Below are 17,595 nucleotides of genomic sequence, written 5' to 3'. Positions count from 1 at the left end.
TGTCCACATAGGGGGCCCCGCGGACGGCCTTCCGGTTCACGCATGATGCGCTGGAGGCATGCGCTCCACGACCCCCGCCCGCCTCCTCGACGCGCTCGTCCTCGGCCGGGCCTACCAGCGCGTGGCGCGCGCCCTCTCCGCCTTCGGAGCCCTCGTCCTGCCGTCGTCGTGCGTGGTCTGCGGCCGGTGGGACGCCTCCCTGTGCCCGGTGTGCCTCGGTGCCTTCCGGCGGGCGACCGCGCGACCGTTCCGCGCCGAGGCGGGGGCCGAATCGCTGCCCGACGTCGAGCTCCCCGTCCCGGGGGAGCGGACGGCACCCGGGCGCGGCCGGCCCGCGCCGGGTGCCGGCGCTCCCGCCTTCGGCCCCCTGCCCGTCCTCGCGGCGGGCCGGTACGGCAGCGCGGTGTCCGTGGTGCTGCTCGCGTTCAAGAACCACGGGCACGTCGATCTGGCGGTACCCGTCGCGTCGGCCCTCGGCGGAGTGCTCCATGCCGCAGCCGGGGCGGCGGCCCGGCCGTCCTCCGGGCCCGTCCTGCTGGTGCCCGTGCCCACCCGGGCGTCGTCGCGCCGCAGGCGCGGCTACGATCCCCTGATGCTGCTCCTGTCGCGCCTCGACCGGAGCGGCCGTCTTCCCGCGGCCACGGTCCTCGCCCCCGCGGTCCGGCAGCTCCCGGCGACCCGGCGGCTGACGGCCGCCTTCGCGCGGGGCGGGGTACCCGCGCTCGTCCCCACCGCGTCGGCGGTGCTTGCCGGCCTGCGCGGAGGTCAGAAGGGCCTCGGCCGGAGGCGACGGCGGGCCGGCGTGCTGCATTCCATGGGCACCGCCGGACACGCGCGCAGGGCGCTCGCGGGGCGGGACTGCCTCATCGTGGACGACGTCCTGACCACGGGGGCGACGATCGGCGAGGTGCACCGCGTGCTGGCCGCCGCCGGCGCGCGGGTCCTCGGGGCCGTGGTCGTCGCCGCGACGTCCCCGCCCGCCGGAGGGGATCCCGGGACGACCCCCGGAGCAGGCGATGTGGCCCATCGGGCACCCGACGGGCCACCGGAATTTCGAGAGCGTCGGAGGGTGAATAAAGGACAGGCGTGAACTACCGTGATGAGACGGGTACCCAGAGATGGTCCGTACCCGTCGGCGGCGGCTCTGCTCAATGCCTCGGCCGTCGTCGTGTCACCTAGCGATGTGGAGGGCACCATGGAATTTGTCATCAATGGTCGAAACCTGGCGGTATCGGACCGTTTCCGTGAGTACGCGACGGAGAAGATCGACAAGATAGAGCAGCTCGGCGACAAGGTGCAGCGCGTCGACGCGAAGATCACCAAGGAGCCCAGTGCGCGCATGGCGGACACCTCGCTCACGGTCGAGCTGACCGTCCTCTGCCGGGGCCCGGTCGTCCGGGCCGAGGCCTCCGCGGCCGACAAGTTCGCGGCCTTCGACCTCGCCTACGCGAAACTCCTCGAGCGCCTGCGCCGGGCGCGGGACCGGCGGAAGGTCCACCACGGCCGGCACACCCCCGTGGCCGTCCGGGTGGCGACCGCCGACCTCGAACCGGCCGATCCGACCCAGCCCCTCTACCTCGAGACGTCGAGCATCGAGCCGACGACCGACCAGCCCGCCGCGCAACCCGACGAGATCGACGCGTACTCCTCGCCGGACGACGTGCCCGCGGGCGATTCCCCCGTGCTGATCCGTCGCAAGGTCTTCTCCGGCATCCCGATGACCCTGGACGACGCCGTCGACAACATGGAACTCGTCGGACACGATTTCTACCTCTTCGTCGACTCCGCCACCGGCGCACCCTCGGTGGTCTACCGGCGGCAGGGGTGGACGTACGGCGTGATCACCCTCGACTCGAAGTGTGCCGAAGGCACCGAGGAGCCCCACGAGGAGCTGCTCGCCTACCGGGCCAGGGAGGCCGCCTCCGCCTAGGCACCACCGCCAGCGGGAAGCGCCCCGGCGCTTCCCGGAGTCCGATCGGCACTGCCTCCGCGCCCCGCGCGGAGGCAGTGCCGTGCAGGAGACCATGCCTACTCTGCCCCACCTCACGACCGCCCAGGCCAGACGTATCCTCCTCGCCGCGCAGGGCCTGCACCGGCCGCGCCTCGAGGCGCCGTCGTCACGCCGTGCCGTCAACTCCGCCGTCCAGCGACTGCAGGTGCTCCAGCTGGACTCGGTCAACGTCCTCGCACGGTCCCACTACCTCCCCCTGTTCTCGCGCCTCGGCTCCTACGACCCGGCGGACCTCGACGCCCTGTTCTCCCGCGGGCCGCGCAGGCTGGTCGAGTACTGGGCCCACGAGGCGAGCCTCGTCCCCCCGGAGCTGTTCCCGCACCTGCGGGTGTGGCAGCGACGGACGTGGATGGGGGCCACGAGCGTCCCTGCTGACGAGAGGGGCGCCCTCGAGACGGGGATCGGCGAGATCCTGGGCCTCGGCACGCCGCTGACCGCGGCCGGCATCCAGCGACGGCTCGGCGCGGACACCGCGCGGCCCGCGGACGGCTGGGGATGGCGATGGACGGCGGCCAAACGGGTCCTGGAGGACCTGTTCGCGCGGGGCGAGATCGGGTCGGCCGGCCGGACGGCCCAGTTCGAACGCCTCTACGCACCCATCGCCTCGGTGCTGCCCGACGCGGCACTCGCCGCGGCCGAGCCCGACCGCGCCGAGGCCCTCACGGTGCTGGCGGGGCGGGCCGTGGGGGCGCTCGGCGTCGCGCCGGCCCGCTCGGTCGCCGACTACTTCCGAACACCGGTGCGCGAGACGCGGGCAGCACTCGACGGCCTCGTGCGCGACGGCGCCGTGCAGGCGGTGGCCGTCGACGGCGGCGCGGAGCCCTGGTACCTCGATGCGCGGGCCAGCCTGCCGCGGCAGGCTCGGGGAAGGGCCCTGCTCAGCCCGTTCGATTCCCTGGTGTTCGATCGGGGAAGGCTCGACCGTCTCTTCGGCGTCCACTACCGCATCGAGATCTACACCCCTGCGGAGCGGCGGATCCACGGCTACTACGTGCTGCCGTTCCTCCTGCGGGATGCCATCGTGGCGCGTGTGGACTTGAAGGCCGACCGTGCCGCGAACCGCCTGATGGTGCAGGCGAGCCACGCGGAGCCCGGCGCCCCCTCGGACACGGCAGCCGAGCTCGCCGACGAGCTTCGCCTGCTCGCGCGATGGCTGAACCTCGCCGACGTCGTCGTCGCCGACCGGGGGAACCTTGCGGGCGCGCTCAACGCGCAGGTCGGCAGGCTACTCTGAGCGGACACGTGGTGCGGCGACGTCGGTCCCTGACGGGGAACAAAACCGGGGCACCGGACGTCACTCACGTAGACTAGATACGCCATCTTTGGGCAGCATCAGATTGGGAGCAGATACCAGTGCCATCACTTCTTGAACGAGTTCTACGCACCGGCGATAAGAAGACACTGAAGCGACTCCGGAACTACGCTGACGCGATCAATGTCCTCGAGGACGAATTCCGCGAGATGTCCGACGCAGAGCTGCGTGGCGAGACGGAGCGGCTGAAGAAGCGCTACGCCGATGGCGCCACCCTGGACGACCTGCTGCCGGAAGCGTTCGCCGCCGTGCGCGAGGCCTCGAGCCGGACCCTCGGCCTCCGCCACTTCGACGTCCAGCTCATGGGCGGCGCCGCCCTCCACCTCGGCAACATCGCCGAGATGAAGACCGGCGAGGGCAAGACCCTCGTGGCCACCGCCCCCGCCTACCTGAACGCCCTGACCGGCAAGGGCGTCCACGTCGTCACGGTCAACGACTACCTCGCCGAGTACCAGTCGGACCTGATGGGGCGCGTCTACCGCTTCCTCGGCCTGACGAGCGGGTGCATCCTCTCCAAGCAGGACCCCGCGATGCGCCGCGAGCAGTACGCAGCCGACATCACGTACGGCACCAACAACGAATTCGGCTTCGACTACCTGCGCGACAACATGGCGTGGAGTGCGGCCGAGCTCGTGCAGCGCGGACACAACTTCGCCATCGTCGACGAGGTCGACTCGATCCTCATCGACGAGGCCCGCACGCCGCTCATCATCAGCGGCCAGGCGTCCGGTGACGTCAACCGCTGGTACAACGAGTTCGCGAAGGTGGTCCAGAAGCTGGCCGTCGAGGCCGACTACGAGGTCGACGAGAAGAAGCGCACCGTGGGTGTGCTCGAGGACGGGATCGAGAAGGTCGAGGACTACCTCGGCATCTCCAATCTCTACGAATCCGCCAACACGCCGCTGATCGGTTTCCTGAACAACGCCATCAAGGCCAAGGAGCTGTTCAAGCGCGACAAGGACTATGTGGTCCTCAACGGCGAGGTCATGATCGTCGACGAGCACACCGGGCGCATCCTCGCCGGCCGACGCTACAACGAGGGCATGCACCAGGCCATCGAGGCGAAGGAGGGCGTGGAGATCAAGGCGGAGAACCAGACACTCGCGACCGTCACCCTCCAGAACTACTTCCGCCTGTACGAGAAGCTCTCGGGCATGACGGGCACCGCCGAGACCGAGGCGGCCGAGTTCATGTCGACGTACAAGCTCGGCGTGGTCCCCATCCCGACCAACAAGGACATGGCCCGGCAGGACCTCTCCGACCTCATCTACAAGAACGAGGTCGCCAAGTTCGACGCCGTCGTCAAGGACATCATCGAGCGCCACGAGACCGGCCAGCCGGTCCTCGTCGGCACCACGAGCGTGGAGAAGAGCGAATACCTCTCGAAGCAGCTCGCAAAGGCGGGAGTCCGCCATGAGGTCCTGAACGCGAAGAACCACGCACGCGAGGCCGCCATCATCGCGCAGGCCGGCCGGAAGGGCGCCGTCACCGTCGCCACCAACATGGCCGGACGAGGCACCGACATCATGCTGGGCGGCAACGCCGAGTTCAACGCCGTCGCCGCCCTCGAGAAGCGCGGGCTCGACCCGGCGGACAACCCCGACGAGTACGAGGCCGAGTGGCCCGGCGCCCTCGAGTCCGCCAAGGACGCCGTGAAGGCGGAGCAGGACGAGGTCCGCGATCTCGGTGGCCTCTACGTGCTCGGCACGGAGCGCCACGAGTCGCGGCGCATCGACAACCAGCTGCGCGGCCGGTCGGGACGCCAGGGCGACCCGGGACGGTCACGGTTCTACCTCTCGCTGACCGACGATCTCATGCGGCTGTTCAACTCCGGCGGAGCGGAGCGCATCATGAACAGCGCCACCATGCCGGACGACGTCGCCCTCGAGTCCAAGCTCGTCTCGAAGGCGATCGAGAACGCGCAGGGCCAGGTCGAGGGACGCAACGCCGAGCAGCGCAAGAACGTCCTGAAGTACGACGACGTCCTGAACCGCCAGCGCGAGGCCATCTACGGCGACCGCCGCAGGATCCTCGAGGGCGGGGACCTCAAGGAGAAGGTCCAGTTCTTCCTCGAGGACGTCATCACGGCGATGGTCGACGAGGCCACGGAGCTGGGCCACGGCGACGACTGGGACTACGAGGTGCTGTGGACGAACCTCAGGACGCTCTACCCGATCACGCTGACCGCGGACGAGGTCATCGAGGAGGCGGGCGGGACGTCGCGACTGACGCGCGACTTCCTGCACGGCGAGATCCTCTCCGACGCCAGGCTCGCCTACCAGGCACGCGAGGAGGGCCTCGGTGAGCAGACCATGCGCGAGCTGGAGCGCCGCGTCGTCCTCTCCGTGATCGGCCGGAAGTGGCAGGAGCACCTCTACGAGATGGACTACCTCAAGGAGGGCATCGGCCTGCGGGCCATGGCCCAGAGGGACCCCCTCGTCGAGTACCAGCGCGAAGGCTTCATCCTCTTCCAGGCGATGATGGAGTCGATCCGCGAGGAGAGCATCGGCTACCTCTTCAACCTCGAGGTCGAGACGTCTGCTCCCGCGCAGACGGGCCTTCCCGGCGTGACAGACGGGCGGAACGTGGTGCAGCCCCCGACCATCAAGGCCGCCGGGCTCGATGCCCCGGCGAAGCCGGCCACGCTCAACTTCATCGCCCCCAACGCACAGGGCGAAGCGGAGGTGCACGTGGAACGCAACAGGACGCAGGCTGCGCCGGCGGGCGGCAAGAAGGCCAAGCGCAAGTAGTCAGCCGATCTCCAGGGCGGTCACCCGCCACGCTCCGCGCCGTCGCTCGATCCGGAGAGCGACGGCGCGGACCCGTTTTTGGTCATACGCGACGACCGACGCCTCGTAGATGCCGGGGCCGACGGAGCAGACCCGTGCGGAGCGGACGATGATGTGGCGGTGCGCCCTGGGCAGGGTGGTGCCCCGTCCCCCCGGCGCATCGTTGATGCAGCGCACGAGGTTCGCGCGCAGCTGGAGCCGCTCGTAGTTCTCGGGATCGAGCCAGCGCGCCATCTGCTGCAGGGGGCGGGACCCGCCCAGCACCTCGAGCGCCCCCTGCGCCACGGACCGCGCGATGCCGGAGATGCGGCGGGCAGCCTCGGGATCCGTGTCCGTCCGGGGTGCTTCCCGGCGGCGCCCGTCCTCCTCGGGGGCTCCTGCCCCGTCGGGCCGGATCGCCGGCATGACATCGTCGAAGGCGGTCTCCTGCGGGGCGCCGTCGAGGGTCGCCTCCCGGGAGCCGCTGTCGGGGCCGGCCGGGTCCGGCGGGTCTCCCGGAGGCCGAGGTCCGACGACGGGTGCCGGACCGGCGGCCGGGTCAGGGGGCGGCAGCAGGGAGCCTAGGCCCCCGGCGTCGGTGGGTCCGGTGGTCACGGTGCTGTGGAGCCGGGTCGCGGCAGGCATGCTGTGTCCTCTCCTGAGGTGTGCACTGGCTTCTGCAGGGTTCACGCGGTGTCGATTCGGCGTCGACGCGGTGTCGACGCGGTGTCGACGCGAACGACGGGCATGCACTCCGGTCCTCGGTGGTCGCGCGGATCCGGCGCAAGAGCGAGCCGATGGCAGGGTGGTCGAGCCGTCGTGCGGAGGTGCACTGAAGCCGGAACCGCCCGCCCCGCTCAGAGCAGGGGCGCGGCCAGGACCTGGCCCGGCATCAGGAGGGACGGGTCCTCCCCGATCACGGCGCGGTTGGCCTCGTACCAGGCCGGCCAGGATTCAGCGACCTCCGCTGCGGTCGCGAGCGGCCCCAGTCGGACGGCCACGATGGACCAGAGGGAGTCCCCCGGAGCCACGACGACCTCGGCCCCGCCGGCCGTAGGCCTCGCCCCCGGCCGGACCAGCAGTCCTCCGTCGACGGGCATCGGGGCCGGTTCCCAGGCCGGCGACACCGGGGTGGCGTCGGATACCGGCGACGGCGGCGGTCCGGCGGCGGTAGGCGACGCCCGTGCCTCCGGTGCCGGGGCAGGGTCCGCCGGGCCCACAGGCTCTGTCGGCTCTGTCGGAACCGTTGCACCCGTTGCACCCGTTGCACCGCTTGCACCGCTTGCCCCCGTGGGCTCCACTGGCCCCCCGGGCGCGGTCGACGGTACGCCATGCCCGGCTTTGTCGGCTGCCCGTTCGAGGACGGTCACTGGCGACCGGCAGGGCGAGCCCGGGACGTCCTGCACGCCGGGATCCGCCGAAGCGCCGTCACCGGCACGCGGGCCGGCGGTCTCGTCCGCTGCAGCCGCTCCCAAGACGGGTACGGCGCTGCCACCGGACGATCCGTTCGGTGCGGCCTGTGCCACGGCGGGCACCGCGAGGAGGTGGATGCCGAGGAGAGCGGCAGCGATCCGGCGCAGCACCGCCGGGCTGCAGCGTCGGGCGAGTGTCGCGGCGGACGACGCACCGCGGCGCTCGAGCAGCTCGGCGAGGACGGCCGCCACGAACGCGAGCACCCAGAGACCCGCGATCCCGACGCCCAGCGCCGACAGCACGACGCCGATGACGCGCTCCATCCCCGGCGCTCCCGGCAGCGCGCCGACCAGGGACCGTCCCGCCGCCACCATCACCCCTCCGCAGACGAGGACCAGGCCCGCCTGCGCCGCATCGCTGCTCTTCATCATCCCTCCCCTCGAGCAATCAGTTTGAGCTATTTGGATGCCATTTGTCTACGATTGGTATCGATGAAGACGTTTTGTATCGATTGACGGAAACCGGGGTGCCCCCTACGTTGGGGGGATGCGGTGGGATGCCCTCTTCGACGACCTGGAGTCGCAACTGGAATCGGCCACGGCCGCCGGCCTGGAGAGCGAGATCAGGGAACGGACGCGGGTGGAGCAGTCGCGCCTGACGCTGGTGCAGAGGCTGCTCGGCCAGGTAGGCGCCCCCGTCGACGCCTCCACTACCGGCGGGCAGTTCCTCTCGGGCACCCTGACGCACGTCGGGTCCCAGTGGATTTCGCTGGCGGTCGAGGGGAGGTCGGTCATCGTGCCGCTCGCATCACTGCGGTCCCTCCGCGGGCTGGGGCGCGGAGTAGGTCAGGTCCCGGCGGGCGTCCGGACCAGGCTCGGACTGGGCGCCGCCCTGCGGGCACTGTCCCGTGACAGGGCCCAGGTGTCGCTCTGGCTGGGGTCGGCGGCCCGCCATACCGGAGTGATCGATCGGGTCGGGGCGGACTTCTTCGAACTGGGGCTGGTGGCCACCGGTGACGAGAGGCGTGCAGCGAATGTCCGCGACGCACTCACGGTGCCGTTCGCGGCGATCGATGCGCTGGAGTCAGCGGCCCCGGCGGAGTGAGCGGAGGACCGATCCGGTACTCCCTCCGTCACGACCGGCTCCGTCGGATCGCACCACCGGAGAGCCGCGGGGAAGCACCGGGAGCACCTGCCCGTCAGAGGACCGGTGTGCTCTCCGTGTCGTTCCGCAGGGCGGAAGCAGTCTTCTCGTAGGCCTTCGCGATGTACTCCTCGAGGACCCGGGTCTCCACGCGCCACTGGCCCCGGCCGCCCACCTGGATGGCCGGCAGGTCGCCGGACCGGACGAGGGCGTAGGTCTGGGATGAACTGATGTTGAGCACCTCGGCCACATCGGCGAGGGTGAGGAAGCGGCGCTCGGCCACGGGTCCGCCTTTCCTGGTACTGCGGGTAGATCTCCAGTCTGCCACCGGCGGTGCCGATCGGAGAGGATTTCCACACTTTGACCTGATTTGCGCCCGATCGGTTCCTTTCGGCCCCCTGCTGGGCCAGAATGACAGGACTGAGCAGCCCGATCGGGCGGCACCGGTCTGGTGGGGGGACGACAGTGAGCACCGATACGCGCGCCCGGCTGCCAGGCGAGGCACCCCGGCTCAAGAAGCCGTCCTGGAAGGACCCGCGCCTCCTCATCGGGCTGCTGCTCGTGCTCGCCTCGACGGTCGGTGTCATCGCACTGCTGGACAGCCAGGACACCACTACAGAGGTGTACTCGGCTCGCAGGGACATCCCGGTCGGTTCCGCACTGTCCGCCGAGGACCTCGTGGCCGTACCCGTCCGCCTGGGCGATGCCGCCGGAGCATATCTGCCCGTCTCCGAGGGGCTCCCCGACGGCGCGGTCGCCACAAGGCTCGTCACGCAGGGCGAGCTGGTCCCGTCCGCAGCCCTCGGGAGCGCCGATGAGCTGGACCGGAAGCCCGTGGGACTCTCGGTCGAGGACCCGCTGCCCACAGGAACGGCCGCCGGCGACCGCGTCGACGTCTGGGTATCGCTCAGGACCGACACGAACACCTACGAGGAGCCCCTGCTCCTGCTCGAGGCCGCCGAGGTGGCAGAGCTGACCGTGGGGGAGTCGGCCCTGGGCGCCCGCGCCTCGACGCTGGTGCAGGTGCTGGTCGACGACGAGGCGATGCCCGACCTCCTCGACGCCCTGTCCAACGACGCGCGCATCGCCGTCGTCCTGAACCCGGGTGCAGGTTCGTGAGCATTCCCGTCATCACGCTCGGAGCTGCGGCGAGCGCCTACGTGCCGGGGCTCGAGCAGCTCCGCGGCCCGGTCACGGTCGTGCGCCGCTGCCAGGAGCTGCCGGAGCTCGTCGCCGCCTGCCAGACCGGTCTCGCGCGGGCGGCCATCATCGCGCCCGGAACGGCAGGGCTGACCGCCTCCCTGGTCGACCGCCTGCGGTTCGCAGGGGTCGCGGTCGTCGCGCTGACGGACGGCGCGCCGGTCGCGGACGTCCTCGACGGGGTCGAGTACGTGGGTTCGGCGGTCGAGCCGGAGGTGCTCGCCGAGGCGGTGTCGCGTGCCGTCGAGAGGATCGGCGACGGCTCCGACCGGCGGGGAGCCCTCGCCTACGCCGACCCGCTGCACCTGCCGGAGACCTCGTCGCCCCCGCCCGTCTCCCCTGTCGAGGGGCCGGGGGAGGGGAGGGTCGTGGCAGTGTGGGGACCGTCCGGCAGCCCGGGGCGGACCACCGTCGCGATCAACATCGCCGCGGAACTGGCGGCGGCCGGCGGGTCGGTCCTGCTGGTCGACGCCGATACCTACGGCGCGAGCATCGGGGCGTCGCTCGGACTGCTCGACGAGTCCGCCGGCCTCGCCCAGGCCTGCAGGATCGCCGACCAGGGCGGCTTCTCCGGCCCGGCGCTCGGCCGGGTCGCCGTGAGCGTCGCCATCAAGGGCGGGCGCCTGCGCGTCCTGACGGGCATCACGCGCCCGGACCGCTGGCCCGAGCTGCGTCCCGCGGCCCTGGGGCAGGTACTCGACGCCGCCCGTTCCCTCGCCGACGTCACGGTCGTGGACTGCGGATTCTGCCTCGAGGCGGACGAGGAACTCAGCTTCGACACCCTCGCGCCGCGCCGCAACGGGGCAGCGCTCCGCTGCCTGGAGGCAGCCGACTCGGTCATCGCCGTCGGGGGAGCCGACGCGATCGGCGTCCCACGCATGGTGAAGGCACTCGCCGAACTCGCCGAGAGGGTGCCGACCGCCGTGCCCCGGGTCGTCTTCAACAAGGTGCGGGCGCCGGCGGCGGGACGCTCCCCGGAGGCGCAGTTGCGGGAGGCATGGGAGCGCTTCGGGCCGGCGACGCCCATCACCGCCTTCCTGCCGGCCGATCACGCGGCCGCCGATCAGGCCCTGCTGGCCGGCACCGCCCTGCTGGAGACGGCGCCGGCCTCGGCGCTCAGAATCGCCATCGCGGACCTCGCCGAGGTGCCCGTCGGCGAGAGGCGGCGCCGGACACCGGGACGGCGCCTGCGCGACGTGAGATTTCCAGGCAAGCCGGATAGGCTTCCCCGGTAAGAGGTCGCAATGACGCGGCCTTTCATTTCGTTACGGAGGCCCTCCCCATGTCGTCTGGATCCAGGACAACGGATCAGTCAAACTCGGACACGTCGCGGGAGGATTTCGTCGAGCACTACTTCGAGCATCTCGCACGCGAGGACGCCGTCGGATACCGGCCCACCGATCTCCGCCAGCGGGCCTTCGCCCACCGCGATCTGGCCGAAGCCCGCGAACCCGGCACCGCCGCCATCGGGGTCATGGACCAGGGGAACTCCAGCGTCGTCATGATCGTCACCGACGACATGCCCTTCCTCGTCGACTCCGTCACCGCGGAGCTCGTGCGGCAGGACGCGGCCATCCAGCTCGTGGTCCACCCGACGTTCCTCGCGGTCCGCGAGGACGAGTCGCACTCGCTCACGGCACTGAAGCGCGTCCCGTCGACGGCCGGCGCGTCGAGCGGAGACACCGCGGCGCTCCCCAGCATCGGCGAGTACGCCGGGTTGGCCGGCCGCACCACCCACATCGAGTCCTGGATCTCGGTCGAGGTCGCCAGGCTTCCCGACGCCGGGGCCAAGGCGTCGATCATCGACGGCCTCCACCGCGTGCTGGGAGACGTCCGCTCCGCCGTCGAGGACTGGCCCGCCATGCGGCGAACGGTCCGCTCCATCGAGGCGTCGCTCGACTCGATCGTCGGCGCGGAGGCGATCCCCGACCTGCGGCAGGCGCAGGAACTGCTCCGCTGGCTCGACAGCGGCAACTTCACCTTCCTCGGCTACAAGGAATACGAGCTCGTGACCGACGAGGAAGGCGCCGACGCCCTCCGGGTCCGGGACGGCAGCGGCCTCGGCCTGCTGCGCCATGGCATCGGTCCCGGGCAGGTGCAGCAACTCACCGAGGCAGGACGCGCGAAGGCGCGGGAGCGCCGCACCCTCGTGATCACCAAGGCCAACTCGCGGTCGACGGTGCACCGTGCCGCCTACCTCGACTACATCGGCATCAAGAGCTTCGACGCCCAGGGCAACGTGAACGGTGAGCGGCGCTTCATCGGCCTGTTCGCGACCAGTGCGTACACCGGTTCGGTGCGCAACGTGCCCCTCGTCCGCGACAAGGTCTCCGAGGTCCTCCGCCTGTGCGGTTTCCCGTCGGACTCCCACTCGGGCAAGGACCTGCTCTCCATCCTGGAGACCTATCCCCGCGACGAGCTGTTCCAGATCGAGGTCTCGGACCTGGTGTCCACGGCCCTCGGTATCCTGCGGCTGCAGGAGCGGCGGCGCACGCGGCTCTTCCTGCGCCCGGACGTCTACGGGCGCTTCATGTCCGCCCTCGTCTACCTGCCGCGGGACCGGTACACGACGAGCGTCCGCCTGCGCATCGAGCAGGAGCTCCGGACGGCGCTCGACGCCGACTCGATCGACTTCGAGGCCCGGATGAGCGAATCGGCCCTCGCACGCCTGTTCTTCCGCATCCGGCTCCAGCGCGGGGCTGAGATCCCCGTCGTCGACGCCGCCGAGCTCGAGGACCGCCTCGTCCGGGCGGCCCGGTCCTGGCCCGAGGGGATCGTGGAGGTCGCACAGGGAAGGTTCGAGCAGGACACCGCCCAGCACCTGGCCGCGCTGTGGGCGGAGTCGTTCCCGGCCGGCTACCGGGTCGACTACGAGGTCGAGGACGCCCTGGAGGACATCTCCCGGTTCGAGCAGCTCGCCTCCGGGGATCCCGGAGCGCCGCAGCTGCACGTCTACGTCCCCGAGGGCCCGCCCGCCGACGCCGCCGACGCGCGCCTCAAGCTCTACCTGACGGAGGCCAAGAGCCTCACCCAGATCCTCCCGTACTTCCACAACCTGGGCCTCGAGGTACTCGACGAGCGGCCCTTCGAGATCACGCGGTCGGACGGCCGGGCCTTCTTCCTCTACGACCTCGGCCTCAAGTACCCCGCCGGCATCTCCCCGCTCGGCACCGCCGCCCTGCTGCAGGATGCCTTCAGTGCCGCCGTCACGGGCGACAGCGAGTCCGACGCGTTCGACAGGCTCGTGCTGAGCGACGAGCTCGGCTGGCGCCAGGTGCTGATCCTCCGCGCCTACGCCAAGTACATGCGGCAGATGGGCAACACGAACTCCTACGGTTTCGTCGCGGACACCCTGCTGCGTAACGGCGAGGTCAGCCGTGCGCTCGTCGCCCTGTTCAGCGCCCGCTTCGATCCCGACCTCGACGGCGACCGACCGGCCGCCGTGGACGCGGCGCGGTCGGCGCTCGACGAGGGGCTGGAGGGTGTGCCGACCCTCGACGCGGACCGGGTCCTGCGCACCTTCGCGAACCTCATCGGCGCGAGCCTCCGCACCAACTACTTCCAGGACAAGCGGCACGTCAGCATCAAGTTCGACACCTCCCGGATCGACGGCGCGCCGTTCCCTCGGCCGAAGTTCGAGATCTGGGTCTACTCGCCCCAGGTCGAGGGAGTCCACCTCCGGTTCGGCAAGGTGGCCCGCGGCGGCCTCCGCTGGTCCGACCGACGCGAGGACTTCCGCACCGAGGTGCTCGGGCTCGTGAAGGCGCAGACCGTGAAGAACGCCGTGATCGTGCCGACCGGCGCGAAAGGCGGCTTCTTCGCCAAGCAGCTGCCCGACCCGTCGGTCGACCGTCAGGCGTGGCTCGCCGAGGGCCAGGCGAGCTACCGCACGTTCATCCGGGGGCTGCTCGACATCACGGACAACCTCACCACCGACGGCACCACCGAATCGGTGCTGCCGCCCGCGCGCGTGGTCCGGCACGACGACGACGACACCTACCTGGTGGTCGCGGCCGACAAGGGGACGGCGTCGTTCTCCGACATCGCCAACGAACTCTCCGCCGAGTACGACTTCTGGCTCGGCGACGCGTTCGCCTCCGGGGGTTCCGTCGGCTACGACCACAAGGCCATGGGCATCACCGCCCGGGGCGCGTGGGAGTCCGTGAAGCGGCACTTCAGCGAGTTCGACGTCGACACGCAGACCGACGACTTCACAGTGGTCGGTGTGGGCGACATGAGCGGTGACGTGTTCGGCAACGGCATGCTCCTGTCCGAGCACATCCGCCTCCTCGCGGCCTTCGACCACCGCCACATCTTCCTCGATCCGGACCCCGATGCTGCCCGGTCCTTCGCGGAGCGCCGACGGCTGTTCGACCTCCCGCGATCGAGCTGGGAGGACTACGACAGCACCCTCATCAGCCGCGGGGGCGGTGTCTACCCGAGGCAGGCCAAGTCCATCCCCATCTCCCCGGAGGTGCAGGAAGCGCTTGGGCTCGACGCGGGCGTGACGCGGCTCAGCCCCCCGGAGGTGCTGAAGGCCATCCTCCGCGCGCCCGCGGACCTGCTCTACAACGGCGGCATCGGCACCTACGTCAAGGCGACGGACGAGACCCACGGCGATGTCGGTGACCGCGCGAACGACGCCATCCGCGTCGACGGCAGCGAACTGCGCGCCCGCGTCGTCGGCGAGGGCGGCAACCTCGGCATGACGCAGCGGGGCAGGATCGAGGCCGCGCTGGCCGGTGTCCTCCTCAACACCGACGCCATCGACAACAGCGCCGGTGTCGACTGCTCCGACCACGAGGTCAACATCAAGATCTTCGTCGACCGGATGGTGCGCGCCGGACGCCTGCAGCCCGCGGAACGCACGGAGTTCCTGCAGTCGATGACCGACGAGGTCGGCCGACTCGTCCTGCAGGACAACATCGACCAGAACGTCCTCCTGCTCAACGACCGCCAGAGGGTCATCGAGTGGAGTCCGAGCTACGAGCGGATGATGGACTGGCTGGAGAAGAAGGCCGAGCTCGACAGGGAGCTCGAGGCGCTCCCGACGACGGCCGAGCTGCGCCGCCGGATCGACGCGGGGCAGGGACTCACCTCCCCGGAGCTGTCGGTGCTCGCCGCCTACGCGAAGATCGAGCTGACGAAGGTCCTGTCCGCCAGCGGCCTCGCCGACGACCCGTACTTCAGGGGCACCCTCCGGCGCTACTTCCCGCGCCGACTCGTGGAGCGTTTCGACGACCTGCTCGACACGCATCCGCTGCGCCGGGAGATCATCTCCACCGTCATCGCCAACGACATCATCAACCTCGGGGGGATCACGTTCGCGTTCCGCGTGATGGAGGAGACGTCGGTACCCGAGCCGGTGGTGGCCCGCGCCTTCGTGGCCCTGCGGGAGATCTACTCGCTGGACGAGACCGTCGACGCGCTCGCGGCCCTGCCCGCGGACTTCCCCACGGACCACTGGACCACCGTCCACCTGGACCTGCGCCGGCTCCTGGATCGGGCCGTGCGATGGTTCGTCAACCACGTGGAGCAGGGCACGGCCGTGGGCGAGGACATCGACGCGTTCAAGCCGCTCGTCGCGCCCTTCCGCTCGCGGCTCGGGGAGTACCTGCGCGGCTGCGACCTCGAGCGGGCGCGGGAGGCGACGGCGACGGCGACGGCGTGGGACCTGCCGGCGGAGCTCGGACGGCACTGGGCCGAGCAGTTCGAGTCCTTCGCGCTGCTGGACATCGCCTACAGCACCCGCCGGGTCGACGAGCCGGTCGAGAACATCGCGAAGGTGTACTACGCGGTGTACGACCGCTTCGAGGTCGACAACCTGCTCGAGCGCATCACGAAGCTGCCGCGGACGGACCGCTGGCAGGCCCTGGCCCGGGCTGCACTGCGCGACGACCTGTACTCGACGGTGGCCGACATCACGGTCGCCGTCATGCGGGCCACCGGCGACCTGCAGGACCGCGACGCGGGGGAGCGGCTCCTCGCGTGGCAGGAACTGAACGCCGACCAGCTGCAGCGCGCGAGCAACATGTTCGCCGAGGTCAACCTGCTGGAGCAGGACGACATCTCGTCCCTGTCCGTGGCCCTTCGGCTCCTGAGGTCCATCGTCCGGTAGTGGCCCGTCCTGTCGGCGTCGACGGCCGAGGGTGACAGACTGGACCTGCGGCTCCTCGATCCGCGGGTCCGGCCTGTCGTCGCGCACTCCGTGCGGCGCGAGCTGCCGCGTTCGTCCCGAGCAACAGAGAGATCCCATGGCAATCTTCACCGATCCCATCCGCGAGTACACAGGGTTCGAACCCGGCGACGCCGAGTGGCTCCACCTCCTCGTCGGCGACTGGCAGATGGTGGCCGACCTCGCGTTCGCCGACCTGGCCCTGTGGTTCCCGCTGGACGGCGGCGGCTATGTCGCCCTGGCCCACGCCCGTCCGTCGACGTCGCACACCGTCTTCCACAGCGACTTCGTGGGCGAGCGGATCCGCGCCGACCTGCAGCCGCTCGTGGACGTGGCCTGGGAGACGCAGAAGATCGAACGCTCCGGCGAGACGAACTGGACCACGGAGATGGCGATGCGCGTGGAGGCCGTGCCGATGGTGCGGAACGGGCGCACCCTCGCGGTCGTGACGACCCACATGGACCTGTCCAGTTCGAGGATGCCGTCGCGGCTCGAGCTGACCTACCGGCAGTGCGCCTACGATCTCCTGCGCATGGGCACGCTCGGGCTGTGGCCCGACTTCGCGACGCCGACCGGATCCCGCCGGGGTGCTCCCCGCGTGGGCGACGGGCTGATCCGGCTCGACGTGGACGGGATCGTGCAGTACGCGAGCCCGAACGGGGTGTCGGCGTTCCGCCGTCTCGGCGACGTCGAGACCCTCGAGGGGCGACCTCTCGCGGAGATCACGACGGCGCTGCTGAAGGACCGTCGGATGGTCGACGAGACGCTTCCCCTGGTGGTCACGGGGCGGATGCCCTGGCGCACCGAGATCGGCTCACGCGGGGTCAGCCTGTCGCTGCGGGCCATCCCCCTGCGTGACGAGAGGGAGCGCTTCGGGGCCCTCGTCCTCTGCCGGGACGTCTCGGAACTCCGTCGCCGGGAAATGGAACTGGTGTCCAAGGACGCGACCATCCGAGAGATCCACCACAGGGTGAAGAACAACCTCCAGACCGTCGCGGCGCTGCTCCGGATGCAGTCCCGCCGGATGGTCAGCGAGGAGGGCAAGCTGGGCCTCGAGCAGGCCATGCGCCGCGTGTCGACCATCGCCCTCGTCCACGAGACGCTGTCGCAGGGCCTCGCGCAGAGCGTCGACTTCGACGAGCTCATCTCACGGCAGTTCCGCCTGTCCGCCGAGGTCGCGTCGCCGTCCCAGGCGGTACGCACCGAGCGCAGCGGGGACTTCGGCGAACTCCCCAGCGATCTCGCGACGCCGCTCGCCCTCGTGATCAACGAACTCGTCACGAACGCCGTCGAGCACGGTCTCTCCGGCCGCGCGGGCACCGTGTGGCTCATGGCGAACCGCCGGGCCGTGATCGACGAGGAGGAGATCCTGCGGGTGACGATCGCCGACGACGGCGTCGGTCTGCCGGCGGGCGGCCACGCGGAGGGGCTGGGACTGCAGATCGTCCGGACGCTGGTCACGAGTGAACTGGGCGGGACGATCGAGTGGCGTACCCGGGGCGGTGGCGGGACCTCGGTGACCATCGAACTCCCGCTGCGCCTGAACCAGGGCCCCTGACGCGCGCCCCGGGAG

12 protein-coding genes are annotated in these 17,595 nt (G+C 70.8%); 9 read left to right on the top strand and 3 right to left on the bottom strand.

The genetic code is table 11. The features are described 5' to 3' along the window. The first annotated feature begins 58 nt into the window (after positions 1 to 58). The 4 genes from CXQ97_RS01650 (at position 59) to secA (ending at position 6,073) form a co-directional block, all read left to right on the top strand. Positions 59 to 1,090, top strand: coding sequence for a ComF family protein (locus tag CXQ97_RS01650; RefSeq protein WP_104179095.1), 1,032 nt, complete (start codon positions 59 to 61; stop codon positions 1,088 to 1,090). Between the two features lie 105 nt (positions 1,091 to 1,195). Continuing rightward, entirely contained in the window at positions 1,196 to 1,930 is a 735-nt protein-coding gene (gene raiA / locus CXQ97_RS01645; RefSeq protein ID WP_104179094.1) for a ribosome-associated translation inhibitor RaiA, read from the top strand. 94 nt (positions 1,931 to 2,024) lie between these two features. Next, positions 2,025 to 3,245 (top strand): winged helix-turn-helix domain-containing protein, encoded by a 1,221-nt coding sequence (locus CXQ97_RS01640; RefSeq protein ID WP_104179093.1) that lies wholly within the window; start codon positions 2,025 to 2,027, stop codon positions 3,243 to 3,245. Between the two features lie 119 nt (positions 3,246 to 3,364). Then, positions 3,365 to 6,073, top strand: a complete 2,709-nt coding sequence (gene secA, locus CXQ97_RS01635) for a preprotein translocase subunit SecA (protein ID WP_104179092.1) — start codon at positions 3,365 to 3,367, stop codon at positions 6,071 to 6,073. Here the strand turns inward: secA and CXQ97_RS20045 are convergent, their stop codons facing one another. Together CXQ97_RS20045 and CXQ97_RS01625 are read right to left on the bottom strand one after the other, a co-directional pair. Next, the gene (locus tag CXQ97_RS20045) at positions 6,074 to 6,736 is read right to left on the bottom strand and encodes an Rv3235 family protein (protein WP_258062123.1); all 663 of its coding nucleotides are present in this window, start codon (positions 6,734 to 6,736) and stop codon (positions 6,074 to 6,076) included. It abuts the gene before it with no gap. Between the two features lie 212 nt (positions 6,737 to 6,948). Continuing rightward, complete coding sequence (locus tag CXQ97_RS01625) at positions 6,949 to 7,935, bottom strand: LysM peptidoglycan-binding domain-containing protein (RefSeq protein WP_104179091.1); 987 nt, start codon at positions 7,933 to 7,935, stop codon at positions 6,949 to 6,951. A 115-nt stretch (positions 7,936 to 8,050) separates the two neighbouring features. On the opposite strand from CXQ97_RS01625, the gene CXQ97_RS01620 reads away from it, so the two are divergent. Next, a complete protein-coding gene (locus CXQ97_RS01620; RefSeq protein WP_104179090.1) occupies positions 8,051 to 8,608 on the top strand; it encodes a hypothetical protein in 558 nt (185 codons plus the stop codon). 94 nt (positions 8,609 to 8,702) lie between these two features. Here the strand turns inward: CXQ97_RS01620 and CXQ97_RS01615 are convergent, their stop codons facing one another. Beyond that, positions 8,703 to 8,930 carry a helix-turn-helix domain-containing protein gene (locus CXQ97_RS01615; RefSeq protein ID WP_104179089.1) on the bottom strand — a complete coding sequence of 76 codons (228 nt, stop codon included), beginning with the start codon at positions 8,928 to 8,930 and terminating at the stop codon, positions 8,703 to 8,705. A gap of 182 nt (positions 8,931 to 9,112) precedes the next feature. On the opposite strand from CXQ97_RS01615, the gene CXQ97_RS01610 reads away from it, so the two are divergent. From CXQ97_RS01610 to CXQ97_RS01595, 4 genes are all read left to right on the top strand, one after another. Further along, positions 9,113 to 9,766: an SAF domain-containing protein gene (locus CXQ97_RS01610; protein ID WP_258062122.1), complete on the top strand. Its 654-nt coding sequence runs from the start codon at positions 9,113 to 9,115 to the stop codon at positions 9,764 to 9,766. Beyond that, a complete protein-coding gene (locus tag CXQ97_RS01605) occupies positions 9,763 to 11,082 on the top strand; it encodes a P-loop NTPase (protein ID WP_104179088.1) in 1,320 nt (439 codons plus the stop codon). The genes CXQ97_RS01610 and CXQ97_RS01605 overlap by 4 nt, the downstream gene beginning before the upstream one ends. Positions 11,083 to 11,129: 47 nt before the next feature. Beyond that, positions 11,130 to 15,965: an NAD-glutamate dehydrogenase gene (locus tag CXQ97_RS01600; RefSeq protein ID WP_104179087.1), complete on the top strand. Its 4,836-nt coding sequence runs from the start codon at positions 11,130 to 11,132 to the stop codon at positions 15,963 to 15,965. 136 nt (positions 15,966 to 16,101) lie between these two features. Further along, a complete protein-coding gene (locus CXQ97_RS01595) occupies positions 16,102 to 17,580 on the top strand; it encodes a sensor histidine kinase (protein ID WP_104179086.1) in 1,479 nt (492 codons plus the stop codon). Positions 17,581 to 17,595: the final 15 nt, after the last annotated feature.

This window comes from Arthrobacter sp. B0490 (genome assembly GCF_002929355.1).
In the GTDB taxonomy this organism is placed as follows: Bacteria; Actinomycetota; Actinomycetes; order Actinomycetales; family Micrococcaceae; genus Arthrobacter_D.
Note: the sequence above shows the minus strand (reverse complement) of the source record. Positions and strands in the feature narration are given on the sequence as shown.